The 19,900-nt window shown below is 72.0% G+C and carries 15 protein-coding genes and 1 pseudogene; 7 read left to right on the top strand and 9 right to left on the bottom strand.

From position 1 onward, the window contains the following. Positions 1-15 precede the first annotated feature (15 nt). Complete coding sequence (locus GA0070619_RS00190) at positions 16-1,941, top strand: ABC transporter ATP-binding protein (RefSeq protein WP_412769118.1); 1,926 nt, start codon at positions 16-18, stop codon at positions 1,939-1,941. Positions 1,942-1,980: 39 nt separating this feature from the next. On the opposite strand, the gene thrS is transcribed toward GA0070619_RS00190, so the two are convergent. Next, positions 1,981-3,198: a threonine--tRNA ligase gene (gene thrS / locus GA0070619_RS00185; RefSeq protein WP_088951455.1), complete on the bottom strand. Its 1,218-nt coding sequence runs from the start codon at positions 3,196-3,198 to the stop codon at positions 1,981-1,983. A 523-nt stretch (positions 3,199-3,721) separates the two neighbouring features. Here thrS and GA0070619_RS00180 point away from each other — a divergent pair. Both GA0070619_RS00180 and GA0070619_RS00175 read left to right on the top strand, forming a co-directional pair. Next, positions 3,722-4,345, top strand: a complete 624-nt coding sequence (locus tag GA0070619_RS00180; protein WP_088946175.1) for a DedA family protein — start codon at positions 3,722-3,724, stop codon at positions 4,343-4,345. A gap of 173 nt (positions 4,346-4,518) precedes the next feature. Then, complete coding sequence (locus tag GA0070619_RS00175) at positions 4,519-5,160, top strand: DUF998 domain-containing protein (protein ID WP_088946174.1); 642 nt, start codon at positions 4,519-4,521, stop codon at positions 5,158-5,160. On the opposite strand, the gene GA0070619_RS00170 is transcribed toward GA0070619_RS00175, so the two are convergent. Further along, positions 5,117-6,520 carry an NAD(P)H-quinone dehydrogenase gene (locus GA0070619_RS00170; RefSeq protein ID WP_088946173.1) on the bottom strand — a complete coding sequence of 468 codons (1,404 nt, stop codon included), beginning with the start codon at positions 6,518-6,520 and terminating at the stop codon, positions 5,117-5,119. The two genes, GA0070619_RS00175 and GA0070619_RS00170, sit on opposite strands and share 44 nt — an antisense overlap. 106 nt (positions 6,521-6,626) lie before the next feature. Between GA0070619_RS00170 and GA0070619_RS00165 the strand changes: the two genes are divergently transcribed. Then, positions 6,627-7,082 (top strand): gamma-glutamylcyclotransferase, encoded by a 456-nt coding sequence (locus GA0070619_RS00165; protein ID WP_088946172.1) that lies wholly within the window; start codon positions 6,627-6,629, stop codon positions 7,080-7,082. A gap of 75 nt (positions 7,083-7,157) precedes the next feature. Here GA0070619_RS00165 and GA0070619_RS00160 read toward each other — a convergent pair whose 3' ends face one another. From GA0070619_RS00160 to GA0070619_RS00145, 4 genes are all read right to left on the bottom strand, one after another. Further along, positions 7,158-8,069, bottom strand: a complete 912-nt coding sequence (locus tag GA0070619_RS00160) for a GNAT family N-acetyltransferase (protein WP_327648719.1) — start codon at positions 8,067-8,069, stop codon at positions 7,158-7,160. 108 nt (positions 8,070-8,177) lie between these two features. Beyond that, positions 8,178-8,912 (bottom strand): SCO6745 family protein, encoded by a 735-nt coding sequence (locus GA0070619_RS00155; protein ID WP_088946170.1) that lies wholly within the window; start codon positions 8,910-8,912, stop codon positions 8,178-8,180. Between the two features lie 104 nt (positions 8,913-9,016). Beyond that, positions 9,017-10,036 (bottom strand): hypothetical protein, encoded by a 1,020-nt coding sequence (locus GA0070619_RS00150; RefSeq protein ID WP_088946169.1) that lies wholly within the window; start codon positions 10,034-10,036, stop codon positions 9,017-9,019. 4 nt (positions 10,037-10,040) lie between these two features. Further along, complete coding sequence (locus GA0070619_RS00145; RefSeq protein WP_088946168.1) at positions 10,041-10,673, bottom strand: MBL fold metallo-hydrolase; 633 nt, start codon at positions 10,671-10,673, stop codon at positions 10,041-10,043. Positions 10,674-10,766: 93 nt separating this feature from the next. On the opposite strand from GA0070619_RS00145, the gene GA0070619_RS00140 reads away from it, so the two are divergent. Next, positions 10,767-11,729 (top strand): DUF4349 domain-containing protein, encoded by a 963-nt coding sequence (locus GA0070619_RS00140; protein ID WP_088946167.1) that lies wholly within the window; start codon positions 10,767-10,769, stop codon positions 11,727-11,729. Here the strand turns inward: GA0070619_RS00140 and GA0070619_RS00135 are convergent. Together GA0070619_RS00135 and GA0070619_RS00130 are read right to left on the bottom strand one after the other, a co-directional pair. Beyond that, a complete protein-coding gene (locus GA0070619_RS00135; RefSeq protein ID WP_088946166.1) occupies positions 11,686-12,945 on the bottom strand; it encodes an amidohydrolase in 1,260 nt (419 codons plus the stop codon). The genes GA0070619_RS00140 and GA0070619_RS00135 overlap by 44 nt on opposite strands. Positions 12,946-13,384: 439 nt before the next feature. Beyond that, on the bottom strand, positions 13,385-14,968 hold the full coding sequence (locus tag GA0070619_RS00130; RefSeq protein WP_088946165.1) for an acyl-CoA mutase large subunit family protein: 1,584 nt from the start codon (positions 14,966-14,968) through the stop codon (positions 13,385-13,387). Between the two features lie 206 nt (positions 14,969-15,174). On the opposite strand from GA0070619_RS00130, the pseudogene GA0070619_RS00125 reads away from it, so the two are divergent. Further along, a pseudogene (locus GA0070619_RS00125) lies at positions 15,175-17,245 on the top strand (serine/threonine-protein kinase). A 48-nt stretch (positions 17,246-17,293) separates the two neighbouring features. After that, a complete protein-coding gene (locus GA0070619_RS00120; RefSeq protein WP_088946164.1) occupies positions 17,294-18,961 on the top strand; it encodes a phospho-sugar mutase in 1,668 nt (555 codons plus the stop codon). 195 nt (positions 18,962-19,156) lie between these two features. Here the strand turns inward: GA0070619_RS00120 and GA0070619_RS00115 are convergent, their stop codons facing one another. Beyond that, on the bottom strand, positions 19,157-19,834 hold the full coding sequence (locus tag GA0070619_RS00115; protein ID WP_088946163.1) for a GOLPH3/VPS74 family protein: 678 nt from the start codon (positions 19,832-19,834) through the stop codon (positions 19,157-19,159). Positions 19,835-19,900: the final 66 nt, after the last annotated feature.

Here is a 19,900-nt window from a genome sequence, read left to right as displayed (position 1 = left end):
GGTGGCCCGGGATGGATGAGCGCCGGGATGCCCGCCGAGAAGTCGATGAACTTCGGGCCCTCGGCCCGCCGGTTGCTCGGCCGCCTGCGCTCACACCGGCTGCACCTGGCCGCGATCATCACGCTCGCGGTGGTGAGCGTCGGGTTCAGCGTCGCCGGGCCGAAGATCCTCGGCCACGCCACCGACCTGATCTTCACGGGCGTGATCGGCCGGCAACTGCCCGCCGGCACCACCGCCGACCAGGCCGTTGCCGCAGCCCGGGCCAGCGGCAACGACAGCTTCGCCGACATGCTGGCCCGGATGGACGTGGTGCCCGGGACGGGCATCGACTTCAACGCGCTGAAGCGGGTGCTGCTGCTGGCCCTCGGGCTGTACCTGGCCGCGAGCCTGCTCTCCTGGTGGCAGGGCTGGCTGCTCAACGGTGTGGTCCAGCGCACCGTCCTGCGGCTGCGCGCCGAGGTGGAGGAGAAGCTCAACCGGCTGCCGCTGCCCTACTTCGACCGGCAGCCTCGCGGCGAGCTGCTGAGCCGGGTCACCAACGACATCGACAACATCTCCACCAGCCTCCAACAGACCCTCAGCCAGCTGCTCACCTCGCTGCTGACCGTGGTCGGCGTGCTGGCCGTGATGTTCTGGATCTCGCCGCTGCTGGCCCTGGTGGCCCTGGTCGCGGTGCCCCTGTCGGTGCTGGTCACCCAGCGCATCGCCAAGCGCTCGCAGAAGCAGTTCATCGCCCAGTGGACGCACACCGGTGAGCTGAACGGTCAGATCGAGGAGGCGTACACCGGTCACGAGCTGGTGAAGGTCTTCGGCCGGCAGCGTGAGGTGGAGGCCGCGTTCCACGCGAAGAACGACGAGTTGTTCCGCGCCAGCTTCGGGGCGCAGTTCGTCTCCGGGATCATCATGCCGTCGATGATGTTCATCGGAAACCTGAGCTACGTGGCGATCGCCGTGGTCGGCGGGCTGCGGGTCGCCTCCGGGACGATGAGCCTCGGCGACGTGCAGGCGTTCATCCAGTACTCCCGCCAGTTCACCCAGCCGCTCACCCAGCTCGCGTCGATGGCCAACCTGCTCCAGTCCGGGGTGGCCTCGGCCGAGCGGGTGTTCGCGGTGCTCGACGCCGACGAGCAGACGCCCGACCCGGTCGAACCCGCCCGGGTCGCCGACCCGCACGGTCGGGTCGAGTTCGAGCACGTCTCGTTCCGCTACGAGGCGGACAAGCCGCTGATCGACGACCTGTCGCTGGTCGCCGAGCCGGGGCACACGGTGGCCATCGTCGGCCCGACCGGCGCCGGCAAGACCACGCTGGTCAACCTGGTCATGCGCTTCTACGAGCTGGACGCCGGCCGGATCACGCTCGACGGGGTGGACATCACGACGATGCGCCGCGACGACCTGCGCGGCCGGATCGGCATGGTGCTCCAGGACACCTGGCTCTTCGGCGGCACCATCCGGGACAACATCGCCTACGGGCGGCCGGACGCCACCGAGGAGGAGATCCTCGCGGCGGCCCGGGCCACCTTCGTGGACCGGTTCGTGCGCAGCCTGCCCGACGGCTACGACACGGTCATCGACGAGGAGGGCAGCAACGTCAGCGCCGGCGAGAAGCAGCTCATCACCATCGCCCGCGCGTTCCTCGCCGAACCGTCCCTGCTAATCCTCGACGAGGCCACCAGCTCGGTGGACACCCGCACCGAGGTGCTGCTCCAGCGGGCGATGGCCGCGCTGCGTTCGGACCGGACCAGCTTCGTCATCGCGCACCGGCTCTCCACCATCCGGGACGCCGACCTGATCCTGATGATGGAGAACGGCCGGATCGTCGAACAGGGCACCCACGAGCAGTTGCTCGCCGCCCATGGCGCGTACCACCGGCTCTACCGCTCCCAGTTCACCGGTGCGGTGGTCGACGAGGAACCGGCCGCCCAACCGGCGTCGGTCTGAGGTCGGGCGGCCGTGCGCGCGAGACGATCGGTGGGCGGGTCAGTCCGACGGCAGCAGGTCGGTCGCGCGAGCGGCGACCTGCCCGCCGATCAGGGCGAGCGCGGCTTCGGCGGGCATCGGGTCCAGGGCACGGCCGCCGCGCAGGCGCAGCGCGAGACGACCATCGGCGGCCTCCCGGGCACCCAACACCCCGAGGTACGGGACGCGGCGGCGGGCCGCGTCCCGGATCCGGGAACCCAGCGAGCCGGCGGCGTCGACCTCGACCCGCAGGCCGGCGTCGGCGGCCCGCCGGGCCAGGTCCGCCGCCGCGTCCGCCTGACCGTCGTCGACCGGCAGCAACACCAGCTGGACGGGCGCGTACCAGGCCGGGAAGGCGCCCTCGTGCACCTCGATGAGGTACGCGAACAGCCGCTCCATGCTGCCGACCAGGCTGCGGTGCAGCATGACCGGCCGATGCCGGTTGCCGTCGGCACCGGTGTACGACAGGTCGAACCGCTCGGGTTTGTCGAAGTCGAGTTGGATGGTGGAGATGGTCGACTCCCGGCCGGCCGCGTCCACGATCTGAATGTCGATCTTCGGTCCGTAGAAGGCGGCCTCCCCGGGCGCCTCGACGTACGCCATCCCGGCCAGCGCGGCGCGGAGCAGGTCCTCCGCGCGGGCCCACTGCGCGTCGTCGCCGACGTACTTCTCGCCCGGCCCCCGCAACGACAGCCGGAACCCGGCCGGTCGGACGCCGAGCGCGGCGTGCGCGGCACGGATCAGCCCGAGGATCTCCGCGACCTCCGCGCCCACCTGTTCGGGCGCGCAGAAGGTGTGCGCGTCGTTGAGCGAGATGGCGCGTACCCGGGACAGCCCACCGAGCACCCCGGAGCGCTCCGAGCGGTACATCCCGCCCAGCTCCGCGATCCGCAGCGGCAACTCCCGGTAGGAGCGGCCCCGAGCCCGGAACACCAGCGCGTGGTGCGGGCAGAGCGCCGGGCGGAGCACGAACTCGTCGTCGGCGCTGAGCCGCATGGGCGGGAACATGTCGTCGGCGAAGTAGCCGAGGTGCCCGGAGAGTTCGAAGAGTTCGCGTTTGCCCAGCGGCGGCGAGTAGACGTGCTGGTGGCCGGAGCGACGCTCCAACTCCCGGACGTACTCCTCGACGGCGTGCCGGGCGGCGGCGCCGGCCGGCAGCCAGATCGGCAGGCCGGCGCCGGCCAGCGGATCGGAGACGAAGAGGTCCAGCTCACGGCCGAGCCTGCGGTGGTCGATCATGTCGGGCTCCTGGATCGGGTACGACCCGGAGGCGACCTGGACACCGAACGCCGCGCGGCCATCCGGGGCGGATCGCCCCGGGGCCTGGTCGACGGTGGTTACGTCAGAGCGGCGCGCCGGGGACACCCGGCGTCGTGGTCACCACTACCGCACTGCGCATGCCGCGATGCTACGTCTCAGGCGGTCCAGGACGCACCTGAATTACGACAGTGGGAGAGCGGGCAGGGGGTGGGCCGCCGGCGCGGGACCCGCCGGCGGCCCTGGCGGCCCGAAACGTCAGGAACGGGGGACCCGACGGGCGTGGCCGCGCCGACAACGGTACGCCGACGAACGCCGATCCGCCGACCGCTCCGGGACGGTTGGGAGGGCCACCGGACCCGTCACCCGAGGCCGGTTCGCCTCGTTGTACCTGGGTGGCCTGGCCGTGTCGACGGTCACGACGGGCCAGGGCCGTCCACGGTGACGGCGGACACGCCGTCAGGCTCAAGACACCCAATCGGCCGCATCCGGCGAGGTGGCAGGCGTGCCCGAACTACTGACTGACGTCGCATCGCCGACGTGGGCGTACCTGGTGCTGCTCGCTCTGCTGATCGCGGACGCCTTCGTGCCGGTGATCCCCACCCAGATCGTCATGATCACCAGTGGCGCCCTCACCGTCTACGGCGGGCTCAGCCTGCCGGTCACCATCGCCGTCGGCGCGCTCGGCGTGTTCGCCGGCGACCTGGCCTGCTACCTGCTCGGGCGCAGCGCACCGGACCGGCGGCCACCCCGGCACGCCGAGCTGAGCCGCGCCCGCCGAGTGGCCAGTCGGGTCACCCAGGGGCTGCGACAACCCGGGCCGCTGGTCATCCTGCTCTGCCGGTTCGTGCCCGGCGGCCGGATGGCGGCCTGCTTCTCGGCCGGGCGCAGCCGCTACCCGTACCGCCTGTTCGTGCTCTACGAGGCGGTCGCCGCGCTGGGTTGGGCCACCTACGGCGCGATGGTCGGGCACCTGGGCGGCACCGCTCTCACCGAGTCGGCCTGGCGGTTGGCCATCATCGCCACCGCCGCCGCAGGCGGGTTCGCCGCAGCCGGATGGGCGATGACACTGGTCAGCGCTCGCCACGCCCGCGCCGCCGCCGCAGTCGTCAAAGTCCCCATCGACTGAGCGGCATCCCTCCGGCCCGCAAGACTCGGAGATCTTGGACAGTTTCCGTCAGCGGGGCTAACGGAAACTGTCCAAGATTGCCGCGACTGGCGTACCTCTAGGGGTGGTCCCGGGGGACGATTTCGGTGGCTGTCCCGGATTCGGCTGGGGTGCCCGCGGCGACAGGCTGAGGCATGCCTGTTACCCGGAGTACCGGCCTGCTGGCCCTCGGCGGGATCGCCCTGGCGGCGCTGCTCACCGTGATCGGCCACCTCGAAGTCAACGACGACCTCAACCCGTGGGCATTGACCATCAGCGACTTCGCGGTCTCCGATCGAGGCGGCGTCATCGACGTCGCCATGGTGGTGCTCGCGCTCGCCACTGTGGCGCTGCTGTACGGGCTGCGCCGCGCCGACCCACCCCGATCGCGCTCGGCTCGAACGGCCGAGCTGCTGCTCGGCGCATGGGTGGGTGGACTGCTGCTGGCCGCCGTGGTGCCGACCAACGAGCCGGGCACCGCCATGACCACCGCCGCCTACCTGCACCGGTACGCCTCGGTCGTCGCCTTCCTGGCACTCCCGGTCAGCGGTTGGCTGCTCGCCCGCCGGCCGGCCCTGACCCCCGCCGCCCGGACGCTACGAACCCTCGTCCTGCTCAGCCTCGCCCTGGCGGCGGCGATGATCTGGTCCGCCTACCCCGGCGACCGAATGCTCATCGGCCTGGCCGAACGCCTCCTCATCCTCACCGAGGTAGCCGTCCTGGCCACGGTGGCGGTAACCCAGACCCGGCGGGTCACTCCAGCTCGTGGAGCATCAGCTGGCGTGCTGCTTCGGTGATCGAGCCGGAGAGGCTCGGGTAGATGGTGATGGTCTGGGCCAGCTCGTTGACCGTCAGGTTGTTCTCCACCGCCATGGTGATGGGCAGGATCAGCTCGCTGGCCTTCGGGGCGACCACCACACCGCCGATCACCTGACCGCTCGCCGGCCGGCAGAACAGCTTCACGAAGCCGTCCGAGAGGTCGTCCATCTTGGCCCGGGCGTTGCCGGACAGCGGCAGCATCACCTGCCGGGCCGGCACCTTGCCCGCGTCCACCTCGTCCTGCGAGACACCCACCGTCGCCAGCTCCGGGTCGGTGAAGACGTTCGCCGCGACGGTACGCAGCCGCAGCGGGCGAACGGCCTCGCCGAGCGCGTGCCACATGGCGATCCGGCCCTGCATGGCGGCGACACTGGCCAGCAGCAGCACGCCCGTGCAGTCGCCGGCGGCGTAGATGCCGGGCACGTTGGTCCGGGAGGCCCGGTCGACTGTCACGTAGCCGCCCCGGCCCAGCTCCACCCCGTACTCGGCGAGGCCCAGGTTGGCCGTGTTCGGGATCGACCCGACCGTGATCAGCGCGTGCGAACCGGTCACCTTGCGGCCGTCGGAGAGCTCCACCTCGACACCGTCGGCGGTACGCCGGACCGCGTCGGCCCGGGAGTTGTTGAGGATCTCCATGCCCCGGTTACGGAACACCCGCTCGATGGCGGACGCGGCGTCGGCGTCCTCGTGCGGCATCACCCGGTCCCGGCTGGAGACCAGGGTGACCTGGACCCCCATCGCCAGGTACGCGCTGGCGAACTCCGCGCCGGTCACACCGGAGCCGACCACGATCAGGTGCTCGGGCAGCTCCGGCAGGTCGTACACCTGGCGCCAGGTCAGGATGCGCTCACCGTCCGGTACGGCGGTGGGCAACTGGCGGGGTGTCGAGCCGGTGGCCACCAGCACTGTCGACGCGGCGATGGAGTATTCCTCGCCCCCGTCGGCGGGGGTGACGACGACCCGGTGGGTGTGCCCGAGGGAATCCTCGCCGAGCCGCGCGGTGCCGGCCACGAAGGTGACGCCCGCCTTGAGCAGCTTGGCGTGGATGTCGGCGGACTGCGCCAACGCCAGCCGCTTGACCCGCTCGTGCACCGCCCGGGCGTCGACGGTGACCGCCTCCAGGCCGTCCGAGTGCACCCCGAACTCTTCGGTGTCGCGGTAACCGGTCACCACTTGCGAGCTGGCGATGAAGGTCTTCGACGGCACACAGTCGGAGAGCACACATGCTCCACCGGCACCGTCGGCCTCCACGACTGTGACATCGGCGTCCAGCTGGGCGGCGACCAGGGCCGCCTCGTACCCGGCCGGCCCCCCACCGATGATCACGATCTGGCTCACAGCGTTCGCCCTTCGTCCATGCTCACAGTGACTTTCTTCTCCTGAGCGCATTCGACACGCACTGTCGTATTCTCCCCCACCCGTCCGCCGGGCTATCGTCATCGCCGTGCGTCATCACGCCGCCTACGGCTCAAATCTCGATCCTGCCCGGATGCGCGCCTACTGTCCGCATTCGCCGATGGTGGGCACCGGCTGGCTGGAAGGCTGGCGGCTGACCTTCGCCGGGGCTGACGTGATCGGCTGGGAGGGTGCGGTGAGCACCCTGGTCGAGTCTCCCGGTGACCGGGTCTTCGTGGCGCTCTACGACATCCACCCCTACGACGCGGGTCAGCTCGACGAGCTCGAGGGGGTGACCGCCGGCACGTACCGCAAGCTGCACGTCCGGGTCTCCACCCTCGACGGGGACGTGACCGCGTGGATCTACGTCTTCAACGGGTACGAGGGCGGCCTTCCGACCTCGTGGTATCTGTCCGAGATCGCGAACGCCGCCGAGAAGGCGGGCGCCCCGGACGACTACGTCACCGAGCTGCGGTCCCGCCCCACCGGCACCGCATCGGCGTAGCAGCGCGTATCGCACGCTCCCAGTCTGCTACCGCCGTCGACCGGATCGTCGGTCGGGCCCGACCGGGGTCGTCAATCACACACCGGCGGCCGGGACGGAAAGCTCGTACATGTCGATCCACAGGGTTTCCCGCAGGCCCACCGACTCGTACAACGACAGCGGGGCGGTCGGGTTGGTGAGGTCCACACCCAGTCCGACGGACTGCCGCCCCTTCTCGGCGTAGCGGGCGAAGGCGCGGCGCAGCAGCGCCGCACCCACACCCCTGCGACGGTACGCGGACAGCACCGACAGGCTCTTCACCCAGCCCTGCTGCTGGTCGAGCGCCTGGTCCGAGGACTGCAACGCGCCGACCGGCACCCCGTCCACCTCGGCGACGAACCACTCGTCCCAGGCGTTCAGGTCACCGATCCGGGCCCGCCACCGCTCGTACGACACCGGCTCGTGATCGGCGGTGTCGGCGAAGGCGGTCTCGGTGATGCGGTGGAACTCCCGCAGGTCGGCCTCGTCGTCGGGGCGTACCTGCCGCACCGTCACACCGGACGGCCCGGCGGGCTGCTCGGGCAGGTCGGTCAGCGGCCCGCTCATCCGGACGTACCTCTTGACCAGGGTGAACCCGACCTCGCGCAGGCTCCGTTCCCAGTCACGTTCCGGCGCGAAGACCGCGCAACGGACGGTGAGCAACGGCAGCCCTCGGTCGGCGGCGCGCTCGGCGACCCGGTCCAGTTGTCGGGCCAGCAGCGGCGCCCGGACCGTCGCGGCGCGTACCGGGTCGACGTAGATCTCCACGAACTCCCGGCCGACCCCGGTGGGGTTGTCCACAGTCGCCCAGCCGACCACATCGCCCTCCGGGTCGACCGCCAGCCAGGAATCCCGGGCCGGGTCGAAGTAGGGGGCGGTCAGTGACGCGGCGACGTCCTCGGCATCGAAGTCGGGATGGCCAATGGCGAAGGTGTCGGCGGCGTGCACCACCGCCAGGATCGCGGGCACGTCGTCGAGGGTGGGCCTGCGCGTTGTCCAACCAGCGGGAAGAGTCACGGCAGAACATCCTGGCAGCCGACCTCGTCGGGCGCCGCCCATTTTTCGCCGGCGGGAGGCTCAGGCGAGGTGGGCCCGGGTGCGGTGCAGCAACTCGACCAACTCGTTGCCGTCGGCGGGGCCGAGGGCCGTGAACGCCGGCGCGGCCAGTCTGTTGGTCACGGCCTCCGCCCAGAGTCGTCGACGCACCAGCGGCCCAATCGGCGGGTACGGAGGCGACCAGCCGCAGGCCACCGCCCCGGCCTCCCCCTCGGGCCCGGACAGCACGGCCTCCAGCGGGGTCATCCCGGCGGCGCGCACCGCCAACAGGTAGGCGCCGGTGAAGTGTTCGCGGAGCAGCCGCAGCCCGGCTGCGGTGCGGGCGCCCGGGGAGAGGTCCGGCAGGGGCATGGCCCGCCACGCGGCGAAGAGCGGCATCCCGCTGGCGTCCGCGGCGACCACCGCCCGCTCGACGAGTGTCGCCAGGCGCTCGGTGCCGGGCAGAGCGCCGAGCTGCTGCGCCCCCCACCGACAGCACTCGGCGAGGCTCGCGGCGGCCACCTCGAACGGGGGCACGACCCGGCCTGCGGCGTCCCAACCGTCGGCGACCGCGTCCGGGGCGATGAAGCCGAGAGCGGCGGCGGCCGTCTCGGCCCGCACATCGCCGAGGGCACCGGCCCGACCACCGATGTAGAAGGCCCAGCCGGAGATGCCGAGCAACCGGGCCCGGCGCAACGTGACCGGGTCCCGGCTGAACGCGTCGCCGAGGTCGAGCACGACTGGCTTGCTGGCCGCTGCGGCCTGCTCCGGTGTCATTCGCGCGCCACAGTCGACCAGCCCGACCCGTCGCCCACGACGACTCCCCGATCCGGGGTCACCCGCCGTGGACGGTCCGCACACCCGTAGTCGTCCATCGATGGTCAGTCTGCCGCGCCAGCGCCCCCGTCCGCATCCCCCTCTTCGGCCGCCAGCGCCTCGATGGCCCCCTCCACCTCACCCGCGCGCCGCCGAGCCACGGTGACCGCTCGTTCCGCGGCCCGCCGAGCCAGCTTGGCGCGGCTGAGATCCTGCTCGGCGACCGCCCGCCGCCGCTCCAGCTCGGCCAGCTCGGCCTCGATCCCGTCGAGTACGGCAACGCTGTCCCGCTCCTGCCCGGTCGCCTCGGTCAGCTCGGCCTCGACGCGCTTCTGGTCGGCCTGGGCCAGGGCCAGCTCCCGTTCCAGGGCACGGCGCTGCCGGGCCCGCTCGGCGCGGGCCGCCCGCTCGGCCTGCTCGGCGCGCCCCGCTGCCCGGTCCTTGCGGGAGGCGGCCCGGTCCGTGCCCGGTGCTGCCCGGTCCGTGCGGGTCGCCGGCTCGGGGCGCGCCCGCTGGGCACCGGGTCGGCGGGACGGGCGCTCCTCCTCCTCCTCCGGCTCCTCGTCGTCGCCGGTGACCAGCCGCAGTTGTGGGCGGGGCACCTCACCGAAACCCGCGTAGCTGGCCGCCCGGAGCAGGCGGCCGGCCCGGACCTGCTCGGCGACCTCGGCGTCGGAGAACGCCGCGTTGAGGGTCGCCTCCACCTCGGCCAGCGGCAGTCGACCCGCCGGTGGCGCGTCCGGCTCCGCCGCGGCGAGCTTGCGGACCTCGGCGACCAGGGCACCGACCACCGCCCGACGCTGCGCGGACAACTCCCGCAGCCGGGGGCCGCGCAGCTCCCGCTGGGCGGTGCGCAGCTCGTCGGCGAGTTCGACCAGGTCGGCGACCAGCTCGGGGCGCCTGATGGCGAGCAGGTTCACCAGCCAGGCGGCCACCGTCGGGCGACGGAGCCGGGCCAACTGTCGCGCGGTGCTCGGGTCGCCGGCTCGGCGGGCGTCGGCCACGGCGGCGTCCCGGGCGGCCACGAACCGGTCCGGTGGGGTGCGGTAGAGCTGCTGCACCAGCTCCGTCGAGGGGCCGGGCATCGGGTCAGACGTCCACCCGGCTACCGGGCTCCAGTCGCTGGTACTCGGTGCCGGACATCGCCGTGTACTGCCGATTGAGCACACCCAGCCCGTTCTCGTTGAGCAGGGCGTCGTGCAGGGCGTACGCGCGCCGCGGCGCGACAGCCCGAATGAAGTCGAGCACCTCGGAGAACTTCGACCAGGGGGCGTGGATCGGCGCGAAGAGCGTGTCGACGGGTGTCTCGTCGGGCACCACCAGTGAGTCGCCCGGGTGGTAGACCGCGTCGTTGATCAGGTAACCGAGGTTGTCCACCACCGGGATGTCCGGGTGGATCACCGCGTGCCGCCCTCCGTACGCGCGGACGGCGACCCCGGCGGCGGTGAACGACTGACCCGCGGTGACCGGGTGCAGTGCCTCGGCCGCGTCGCCCAGGGCCTCGGCGAGCGAGGCGGGCCCGTGGATCGGGAACGGTTGCCGGTCGAGCTGCAGGCGCACCGCCGCCAGGTCGAGGTGGTCGGGGTGCTCGTGGGTGATCAGCACCGCGTCCGCACCGTCCAGAGCCACCGCTGGATCGCCGAACATGCCGGGGTCGATGACGAGCACTCCCCCGTCGTGCTCCACGCGGAGGCAGGAGTGGGCGTACTTGGTGAGCCGCATCGTGACTCCTCGATTATCGAATCGTGACGTCCTCAGCGCAGTCTGCCGGAACCAGCCGACGCGTGCGCAGCGTCCGAGCTATCGCCACACCGGATGACGACGATGGGAGCGGGGATGGACGGAAAGGTGGTACGACGCCACGGCACACTGCTGGCGGCGACGGCGCTGGCGGCGACGCTGGTGCTGACGGGATGCGGCGCCGGCGACGACAGCGGGTCGAAGGATTCCGCGGGCTCGGCGGCCGAGGCGCCAGCAAAGGCCGGCGAGGCGAACAGGGACACCGCCGCGGACGCGGCGGGTGCGGCCGGAGCCGGCGCAGCAGACCTGCGGGTCGACCAACGGGCGATCATCTACACCGGAACGATGCGCGTGCAGGTGGACGATGTGGACGCGGCGGCCCGCGAGACCACCGCCATAGCCACTCGGGCCGGTGGCTTCATCGGGGGCGACCAGCGGCGCAGCGCCGACGCCGACGCGGTGGCGGAGTTGCAGTTGCGAGTGCCGGCGCCGAAGTTCGCCGGCGTGGTGGAGGAGGTCGCGAAGCTGGGTCGGCAGCAGAACCGGGAGATCAACACCCAGGACGTCACCGAGGAGACCGTCGACCTGGACGCCCGGATCACCAGTCAGCGGGCCCGGGTGGACAGCGCCCGCCGGTTGCTGACCCGCGCCACCTCGATCACCGACCTGGTGTCGTTGGAGAACGAGCTGGGTCGCCGGGAGGCCGACCTGGCGTCGCTGGAGGCCAAGAAGCGACGCCTGGCCGACCTGACCGCCCTGTCCACGATCACCGTGTCGCTGGCCGGGCCGGCCGCCAAGGCCGCCGAGGAGAAGGCCGAGACCGGCTTCCTGGTCGGGCTCAAGGGCGGCTGGAAGGCGTTCGTCGCCTCGTTGACCGTCCTGCTCACCGTGCTGGGCGCGCTGCTGCCGTGGCTGGTGGCGCTCGGCGTACCCCTGGCGGTCTTGCTGGTGGTGTTGCGACGGCGACGGAAGATCCCGGCTCTGGTCGGTCCGGTCAGCGCGCCGCCGCCAGTGCCCGCAGCGCGGTCTGCACCATGACGCGTACGCCGGCCGGAATGGCCCGCTCGTCCACGTCGAAGCTTGCCCGGTGCAGGTCGACGTTGGGGCCGGAGCGGCCCACGCCGAGGCGGGCGAGGGCGCCGGGGACGTACTCCAGATACCAGGAGAAGTCCTCGCCGCCCATGCTCTGCGGTGTCTCGGCGATCCCTTCCGGGCCGAGCGCGGCGCCGGTGGCGGCGGTGAGCACCTGGATCGCCCGCGAGTCGTTGCTCACCGGCGGCCGGCCGCGAAGGTATTCCAGGTCGACCGTCGCGCCGGTCGGGGCGATCACGTCCCGGACGACCTGAGCGACGATCTTGGGAGCCTGCTCCCAGGTGTCGCGGTCCATCACCCGCAGGGTGCCGGAGGCGCTCGCCTCGGAGGGGATGACGTTGTAACGGGTGCCGGCCGAGGCGTGGCCGAAAACCAGCAGCAGGCCACTGTTGGCCGGCACCCGGCGGCTGACCAGGGCGGGCACTTCGGTGATCAACCGGCCGAGCGCGTCGACCAGGTCGACGGTCAGGTGCGGACGGGCGGTGTGACCGCCCGGCCCGGAGAGCCGGACCGTGACGTTGTCGGCAGCCGCCGTGATCGGACCGACCCGCAGGCCGACCTGACCCACAGGCAGGTTCGGGTCGCAGTGCAGCGCGAAGATCTGCACCACGTCGTCCAGGCCGCCCGCCTCGATGACCTCCAGCGAGCCGCAGGGCAGGATCTCCTCGGCCGGCTGGAAGATCAGCCGGACCCGGCCGTCCAGCTCGCCGAGGTCGGCGAGCTGGGCCAGCAGCATGCCGACGCCGAGCATGATCGTGGTGTGCACGTCGTGGCCGCAGGCGTGGCAGACGCCCTCCACGGTGGAGCGGTACGGCACGTCCTTGATGTCGTCCAGCGGAAGGGCGTCGATGTCGGCGCGCAGCGCGACGACCGGGCCGTCGGGGCGGCCGTCGATGTCGCAGATCACGCCGTTGCCCTTGGGCAGCAGCCGAGGGTGCAGCCCGGCCAGCGAGAGCTCCCGGGCGATCAGGGCCGCCGTCTCGAACTCCGTGCCGGAGAGCTCGGGGTGCGAGTGGAGGTGACGGCGCGTGGCGATGAGCCCCGGTACCCGGAGGGCGAGGAGGTGGTCCAGGTCGCGGGGAAGGGGCTGGGACCCGGGTGGCGTCTCCGGCCAGGACGACGCCAGCTGGCCACCAGTGGGCAGCGTCAACGCACTCGTCACGTCGAATTCTCGATCACTAGAGATGGATGGATCATCGGGGACAGCAGACAGCCTAGACCTCCGGCGGTGACGCTGCGCAACCTCGTTACGGTGATGATCAGACCGCATAGCGTCACGTATGCCCTGCTGAGGGCGCTCGGAGATGTGCGGGACAGCAGGTAGATCGTGCTCGAATGCCGTCATGCGCCCCTCACCTCCTACAACGCGTAACCAACCGTGGCGGTCGCGATTCCGGAGGGCCACTCCGGGACCTGTTGCAAATTGTCGCATTAGTCGGGGTGGTGAACTGACACTCCGACAATTAGCCGACCACACTCCGCGACGACCGGATAAGGACGCTCACACGCACGCGTCGACCACGGGCGCACACTGTGTGCGTCCGTGGTCGAAGGGGTACCCGCTGAACCGGACGGACACACGCCGTCGCGGCCGGCGACGGTCAGAAGCGATCGGTGGGCCGGTACAACCCCCACACCTCGCGCAACGTCCCGCAGACCTCGCCCACTGTCGCCCGGGCCCGCAGCGCCGCCTTCATCGGGTAGAGCACGTTGTCGGTGCCCTCGGCGGCGGCCCGCAGATCCGCGAGGGTCCGGGTCACCTCGTCGGCGTCCCGCTCGGAGCGCAGCCGCGCCAGCCGGTCAGCCTGGGCCGCCTCGATCGTCGGGTCGACCCGCAGCGGCTCGTACGGCTCCTCCTCGTCCACGGTGAACCGGTTGAGCCCGACGACCACCCGCTCGCCCGAGTCGATCTCCTGGGCGATCCGGTACGCGGACTGCTCGATCTCCCGCTTCTGGAACCCGGCCTCGATCGCGTCCACCGCCGAGCCGTGGTCGGCCACCCGCTCCATCAACTCGACGGCTGCGGCCTCGATCTCGGCGGTCATCGCCTCCACCACGTACGAGCCGGCGAACGGGTCGACGGTGGCGGTCAGGTCCGTCTCGTACGCCAGCACCTGCTGGGTCCGCAGCGCGAGCCGGGCCGCCTTCTCGGTGGGCAGAGCGATCGCCTCGTCGAAGCTGTTGGTGTGCAGCGACTGGGTGCCGCCGAGCACCGCGCCCAACCCCTGCACCGCCACCCGGACCAGGTTCACCTCCGGCTGCTGAGCGGTGAGCTGCACGCCGGCGGTCTGGGTGTGGAAGCGCAGCATCATCGACTTCGGATCCTTGGCGCCGAAGTCGTCGCGCATCAGCCGGGCCCAGATCCGCCGGGCGGCGCGGAACTTCGCCACCTCCTCCAGCAGTGTGGTGCGGGCCACGAAGAAGAACGACAGCCGGGGCGCGAAGTCGTCCACGGCGAGCCCGGCGGCCAGCGCCGCCCGCACGTACTCCACGCCGTTGGCCAGGGTGAACGCGATCTCCTGCGCGGGCGTCGCGCCGGCCTCCGCCATGTGGTAGCCGGAGATGGAGATGGTGTTCCACTTCGGCACCTCCTTGCGGCAGTACGCGAACGTGTCGGCCACCAGGCGCAGCGACGGCTTCGGCGGGAAGATGTACGTCCCCCGGGCGATGTACTCCTTGAGGATGTCGTTCTGGATCGTGCCGTTGAGCGCCGTGCCGGGCACCCCGTTCTCCTCGGCGACGAGCTGGTAGAGCAGCAGCAGCACCGAGCCGGGCGCGTTGATGGTCATCGAGGTGGAGACCTTGTCCAGCGGAATGTCGGCGAAGAGCAGCCGCATGTCCTCGATGGAGTCGATGGCGACGCCCACCTTGCCGACCTCGCCGTGCGCGATCGGCTCGTCGGAGTCGTAACCCATCTGGGTCGGCAGGTCGAAGGCGACCGAGAGGCCCATCGTGCCGGCCCGCAACAGCTGGTGGTAGCGCGCGTTGGACTCGGTGGCGGTGCCGAAGCCGGCATACTGGCGCATGGTCCACGGACGGGAGGTGTACATCGTGGGGTAGACCCCCCGGGTGTACGGGAACTCGCCGGGGCTGCCCAGCCGGGAGTCCAGGTCCTCCGGAAGGTCGGCCTCGGTGTAGACGCCGTTGATCGGGAAACCGGACTCGCTTGACCGCCGTTCACTCATCCCCGGATGGTAGGACGCCTGGCCACACCCTCGCGTGAGGGATACCGCACAGTGCGTCCCGACCGGTCGACACCAGGTGAACGACAGGGCACGTTCTGTCGACTTCGATAAACGTCCGCCGCGTCGGCTTTCGCATCGGGCGTCGGAACCAGCAAGATAGGGGGGTTGTGTCCCAGCCCCCCTCGATTTCCCCCGGTGGCTTTTCTGTGACTCAGATCCCGACGTGGAGCGGCGGACCAGTTAGTCCCGCCAACGGACGAGCGGCGCCCGGCACCACCATTGGTGGCCGGTACTCGCTGCGGTCCTCCGTGGGCAACGGCGGCATGGGCACGGTGTGGCGTGCCACAGACACCCTGCTGCGCCGTGACGTGGCGGTGAAGGAGGTCGTCCTTCCTCCGGGTCTGGCCCCCAGCGACCGCGACGCCATGTACGAACGCACCCTGCGCGAGGCCCGCGCCGCCGCCGCCATCCAGCACCCCGCCGTGGTGCAGGTGTACGACGTGGTCACCGAGGCCGGCCGGCCGTGGATCGTGATGGAGCTGCTGGACGCCCGCAGCCTCGCCGACATGGTGATCGAGGACGGTCCGGTGGCACCTCGGGCCGTCGCCAAGATCGGCATCGCGCTGCTCGGCGCGTTGGAGGTCGCACACGCGATCGGTGTGCTGCACCGGGACGTGAAGCCCGCCAACGTGCTGATCTGCACCGACGGGCGCTGCGTGCTGACCGACTTCGGGGTCGCCCGGATGCCCACCGACGTCCAGCTCACCACCCCCGGCATGGTGCTCGGCTCACCACACTTCATCTCGCCCGAGCGCGCCATGGGCCAGGAGTTCGGGCCGCCGAGCGATCTCTTCTCGCTGGGTGTGACGCTCTACACAGCAGTCGAGGGACGCCCCCCCGTTCGACAAGGGCGACCCGATCGAGACCATGCACGCCGTGGTCGAGGACCCGCCCGCCCCACCGCAGCGCAGCGGCCCGCTGACCCGGGTGCTGATGGGTCTGCTGGAAAAGGACCCGGCGCGCCGGTTGGACGTGCACACCGCCCGGGCCATGCTGCGCGAGCTGCTCGCCGGCCCGTTGGGCAGCACCGCGACCGCCGTGCACTCGGTCACCGACCCGTACAACGTGGTGCCGGTGCAGCAGCGCCCGGTGCCCGTCCTGCCGCCGCCCCAGCCGGAGCCGAAGCCGGACAGCCAGATCGGCGGGCCCGCCATGCTGGCCCCCGGTGAGTCCCTGACCGACCGGCTGGCAGCGCTGAGCCGGGGCGAACGCCCGGAGCCGACCGGCACTGCCGGCGCCACCGGGCTCGACGAGACCAGCGCCGACGCGTTGGCCGGCCCGCTGCACACACCCACCGGCGCGATGCCCCCGCCCGGCCGACAGTCCGCTGGGCGCGCCTACGGCGGCAACGCGGACGCCACCCAGCGGGTGGACGCCGGCGCGCACCCGGACGCCACCCAGCGGGTCACCTACGGCAGTCCGGCCGGTGCCACCCAGCAGGTCGGCTACGGCGGCGCACCGCAGGCCACCCAGCGCATCGGCGGCACCTACGGCGGCGGCAACCAGTGGTCGGTGCCGGGCACCGGTCAACCCTGGGCCACGTCGCCTGCCGCTTCCGCCGGTGGCGGCGGCGGCGCTCTGGGCAAGGTCCGCGCGACCGGTGGCCAGCTCGTCAGCACCGTCAAGGGCTGGCCACGCAAGGTGCAGCTCGCCGCGGCCGGCGGGTTGGCCGTCGTGCTGCTGCTCACCGTGGTGGCGCTCTCCGGCGGCGACGACGCCCCGCCGAGCACTCCCCAGGCGCAGCCCACCCCGTCCGCCGCAGCGGTGCCGAGCGTCGAGATGCAGGAACACACCGCCCGCGGCATCCAGCTCATGGTGCCGAAGGGCTGGAAGAAGGCCACCGGCGGTTCCTACACCGACTACATCGACCCGGAGGACAGCGGCCGCAAGGTGCGCATCATCACCGAGAAGTGGTCCAGCGACTCCAACCGCTGGGCGGAGACGGCGGAGAACGGCCTCAAGACCAGGAGCACCTCCTGCGTCAAGCCATACCAGCAGGTCAGCGCCACCGAGACCGAGCTGGCCAGCAAGCCGGCCGCCGAGTTCGAATACACCTGCGGCGAGGGCGACGCCATGCGGCACGGCGTCTGGCGTGGGGTGGCCGAGGGCGGCAAGGCCTACTCGTTCTACCTGACCTCGACGGACACCAAGTTCGCGGAGAGCAAGCCGATCTTCGACGAGATGGTGCGGACGTTCCAGCTCACCGGGGACGGCTGAGCCGGAGGGAACCGACAGCGGTGATCCGCCGCCGTGCTATCAAGGGGCATGGCGGCGGACACGACTGACATCGACGACATTCGCGAGCAAGCCCGGCGCTGGCTGGCCGACGACCCCGACCCGGCCAGCCGGGACGAGCTGACGGCGGTGCTCGACCGGTTGCCGGCGAGCGCGCCGGAGCTGGCCGACCGGTTCGCCGGCCCGCTGACCTTCGGCACCGCGGGCCTGCGCGGCCCACTGCGCGCCGGCCCGAACGGAATGAACCTCGCCGTGGTCACCCAGGCCGCTGCCGGCCTGGTCGGCTGGCTCGCGGCCCAGGGCGGCACCGGCCCCCTGGTGATCGGGTACGACGCTCGGCACGGCTCCCGGGAGTTCGCCGAGAGCACCGCCCAAGTGGCCACCGGGGCGGGTCGACCGGCGCTGCTGCTGCCCCGCCCGCTGCCCACCCCGGTGCTGGCGTACGCGGTGCGCCACCTCGGCGGAGTCGCCGGTGTGATGGTCACGGCCAGCCACAACCCACCCCAGGACAACGGCTACAAGGTCTATCTCGGCGCGGAGCTGGGCGGTGAACTGGGCTGGGGCGCGCAGATCGTGCCGCCCGCCGACGCCGGCATCGAGGCGGCCATCCGATCGGTCGGCCCACTGGCTGAGGTGCCGCTGGGCCCCCCCGGGCAGGTGCTCGGCGACGACCTGACCGCCTCGTACGTCGAACAGGCCACCGCCGTGATCGACCCGGACGGGCCACGGGACCTGACGGTGGCGTACACCCCTCTGCACGGGGTGGGCGCGGCGGTCCTCACCGCCGCCTTCGCCCGCGCCGGTTTCCCGGTGCCCGGCGTGGTCCCCGACCAGGCCGAGCCCGACCCGGCGTTTCCGACCGTGTCGTTCCCCAACCCGGAGGAGCCGGGGGCGGTGGACCGGCTGATCGCCCTGGCCGACTCCACCGGCGCGGACCTCGCCATCGCCAACGACCCGGACGCCGACCGTTGCGCGGTGGTCGTCCGTGACGGAAGCGACGGCTGGCGGATGCTGCGCGGCGACGAGGTGGGGGTGCTGCTCGCCGACCACCTGATGCGGCGCGGGGTGACCGGGCTCTACGCGACCACCATCGTGTCCTCGTCACTGCTGCGCGCGATGTGCGCGGCCCGGGGCCTGCCCTACGACGAGACGCTGACCGGCTTCAAGTGGATCGTGCGGGCCGGCGGCGGGAGCACGCCCCTGGTCTTCGGCTACGAGGAGGCGCTCGGCTACTGCGTCGCACCGGCGCACGTGCGGGACAAGGACGGCATCACGGCGGCGCTGACCGTGGCCGAGCTGGCCGCCGGCCTGAAGACACAGGGTCGGACGCTGACCGACCGGCTCGACGAGTTGGCCGCCGAGTTCGGCGTGCACCACACCGACCAGCTCTCCGCCCGGGTGGACGACCTGCGGGTGATCACCGACGCGATGGCCAGGATCCGGGCGGACACCCCGACGACCCTGCTCGGGCAGCCGGTGGACAGCGTCCGGGACCTGTTGCCCGAGTCGGACGTGGTGATCCTGCGTACCGCGGCCGCCCGGGTGGTGATCCGGCCCTCCGGGACGGAACCGAAGCTCAAGGCGTACCTCGAGGTGGTGGAACCGGTCGTGGACGGTGACGTCCAGACGGCCCGCAGCAGGGCGGCGTCGGCCGTCGCCGCGCTCCGCGCTGAGGTCAGCGCGGCCCTTGGCATCTGAACCCCGCAGCGCCCACCCATGACAGGTCCGCCCTTTGCTCTGCACCCGCGGAAGCGCCATTGAATGAACAGCGGTCCTCCGCGCCCGACTCCTGCCGGGGGCCCGGCACCGTGGTGCCTGGGTGGGTGCAGAGCAAAGGGCCCGTCGAGCGGGGCCCGAGAGTCAGCGGCGAGGGCCAGCGGCGACGGCCGACGGTCAGCGGCGAGGGCCGAGGGCCTGGTCGACGGCGCGGCCCAGGGCCGCGACGACCAGGCCGACCGACGGGCGGACCACCGAGTCGTCGGTGCTCACCTCGCCGGAGAAGCCGGCGCCGGTGGCGATCGCCTCCAGCCTGCGGCGCGCGTCGGCGGCGGTCTCACCGTCCACCCCGAGCGCCGACTCCATCCGCAGCACCACGACCAGGGTGGCCAGCGCGGCGGTCCGCTCGTCCGGGGCCGCCGCGCCGGTCAGGGCCTCGGCCAGGCGCTGGCGGGTCTCCGCCTCGACGGAGGCGTCGACCACCGGGTAACGGTGCACGTGGATGAAGCCCAGCTCGGTCTCGTCGACGTCGCGGACCACACCCTGGCTGCACAGGTCACCGAGGATCCGGTCCCGCAGGCCGTGCCGCAGGCGCTGCACCCAGGAGGCCGGGGTGTGCGGGGTGTCGGCCGCGATCCGGCTCAGCACCTCGTCGGCGACCGGTTCGCCGGTCGGCGTCGGGTCGGCCACGGTCAACGACCCTTCGGCGTACGCGATCCGGCCGGCGATGGCCAGCTCGACCAGCACCGCGGCGGCCATGCCGAGGTCCAGGCTGATCCGCGGCATGGTCGCCTTGCCGGTCGTGTCGTCGTAGGCGAGGAGCAGTAACTCCTCGGCGAGCGCAACACCAGTCATGGCCCGAGACGGTAGCGGGTCCGCGCACCACCGCGCACGGACCCGCCAGACCCGGCACCCACCGGG

This window comes from Micromonospora zamorensis (genome assembly GCF_900090275.1).
GTDB classification, from domain to species: domain Bacteria; phylum Actinomycetota; class Actinomycetes; order Mycobacteriales; family Micromonosporaceae; genus Micromonospora; species Micromonospora zamorensis.
The sequence above is the reverse complement of the archived record's forward strand: the minus strand, read 5'-3'. Positions and strand labels throughout refer to the sequence as shown.

Bases quoted from the DNA above. Each gene is read 5' to 3' on its own strand.
- GA0070619_RS00190 (WP_412769118.1), top strand. From the start codon at position 16: ATGAGCGCCGGGATGCCCGCCGAGAAGTCGATGAACTTCGGGCCCTCG.
- thrS (WP_088951455.1), bottom strand. From the start codon at position 3,198: ATGATCGACCACCGCAGGCTCGGCCGTGAGCTGGACCTCTTCGTCTCC.
- GA0070619_RS00175 (WP_088946174.1), top strand. From the start codon at position 4,519: ATGCCTGTTACCCGGAGTACCGGCCTGCTGGCCCTCGGCGGGATCGCC.
- GA0070619_RS00155 (WP_088946170.1), bottom strand. From the start codon at position 8,912: ATGACACCGGAGCAGGCCGCAGCGGCCAGCAAGCCAGTCGTGCTCGAC.
- GA0070619_RS00150 (WP_088946169.1), bottom strand. From the start codon at position 10,036: ATGCCCGGCCCCTCGACGGAGCTGGTGCAGCAGCTCTACCGCACCCCA.
- GA0070619_RS00145 (WP_088946168.1), bottom strand. From the start codon at position 10,673: ATGCGGCTCACCAAGTACGCCCACTCCTGCCTCCGCGTGGAGCACGAC.
- GA0070619_RS00140 (WP_088946167.1), top strand. From the start codon at position 10,767: ATGACGACGATGGGAGCGGGGATGGACGGAAAGGTGGTACGACGCCAC.
- GA0070619_RS00130 (WP_088946165.1), bottom strand. From the start codon at position 14,968: ATGAGTGAACGGCGGTCAAGCGAGTCCGGTTTCCCGATCAACGGCGTC.
- GA0070619_RS00120 (WP_088946164.1), top strand. From the start codon at position 17,294: ATGGCGGCGGACACGACTGACATCGACGACATTCGCGAGCAAGCCCGG.
- GA0070619_RS00115 (WP_088946163.1), bottom strand. From the start codon at position 19,834: ATGACTGGTGTTGCGCTCGCCGAGGAGTTACTGCTCCTCGCCTACGAC.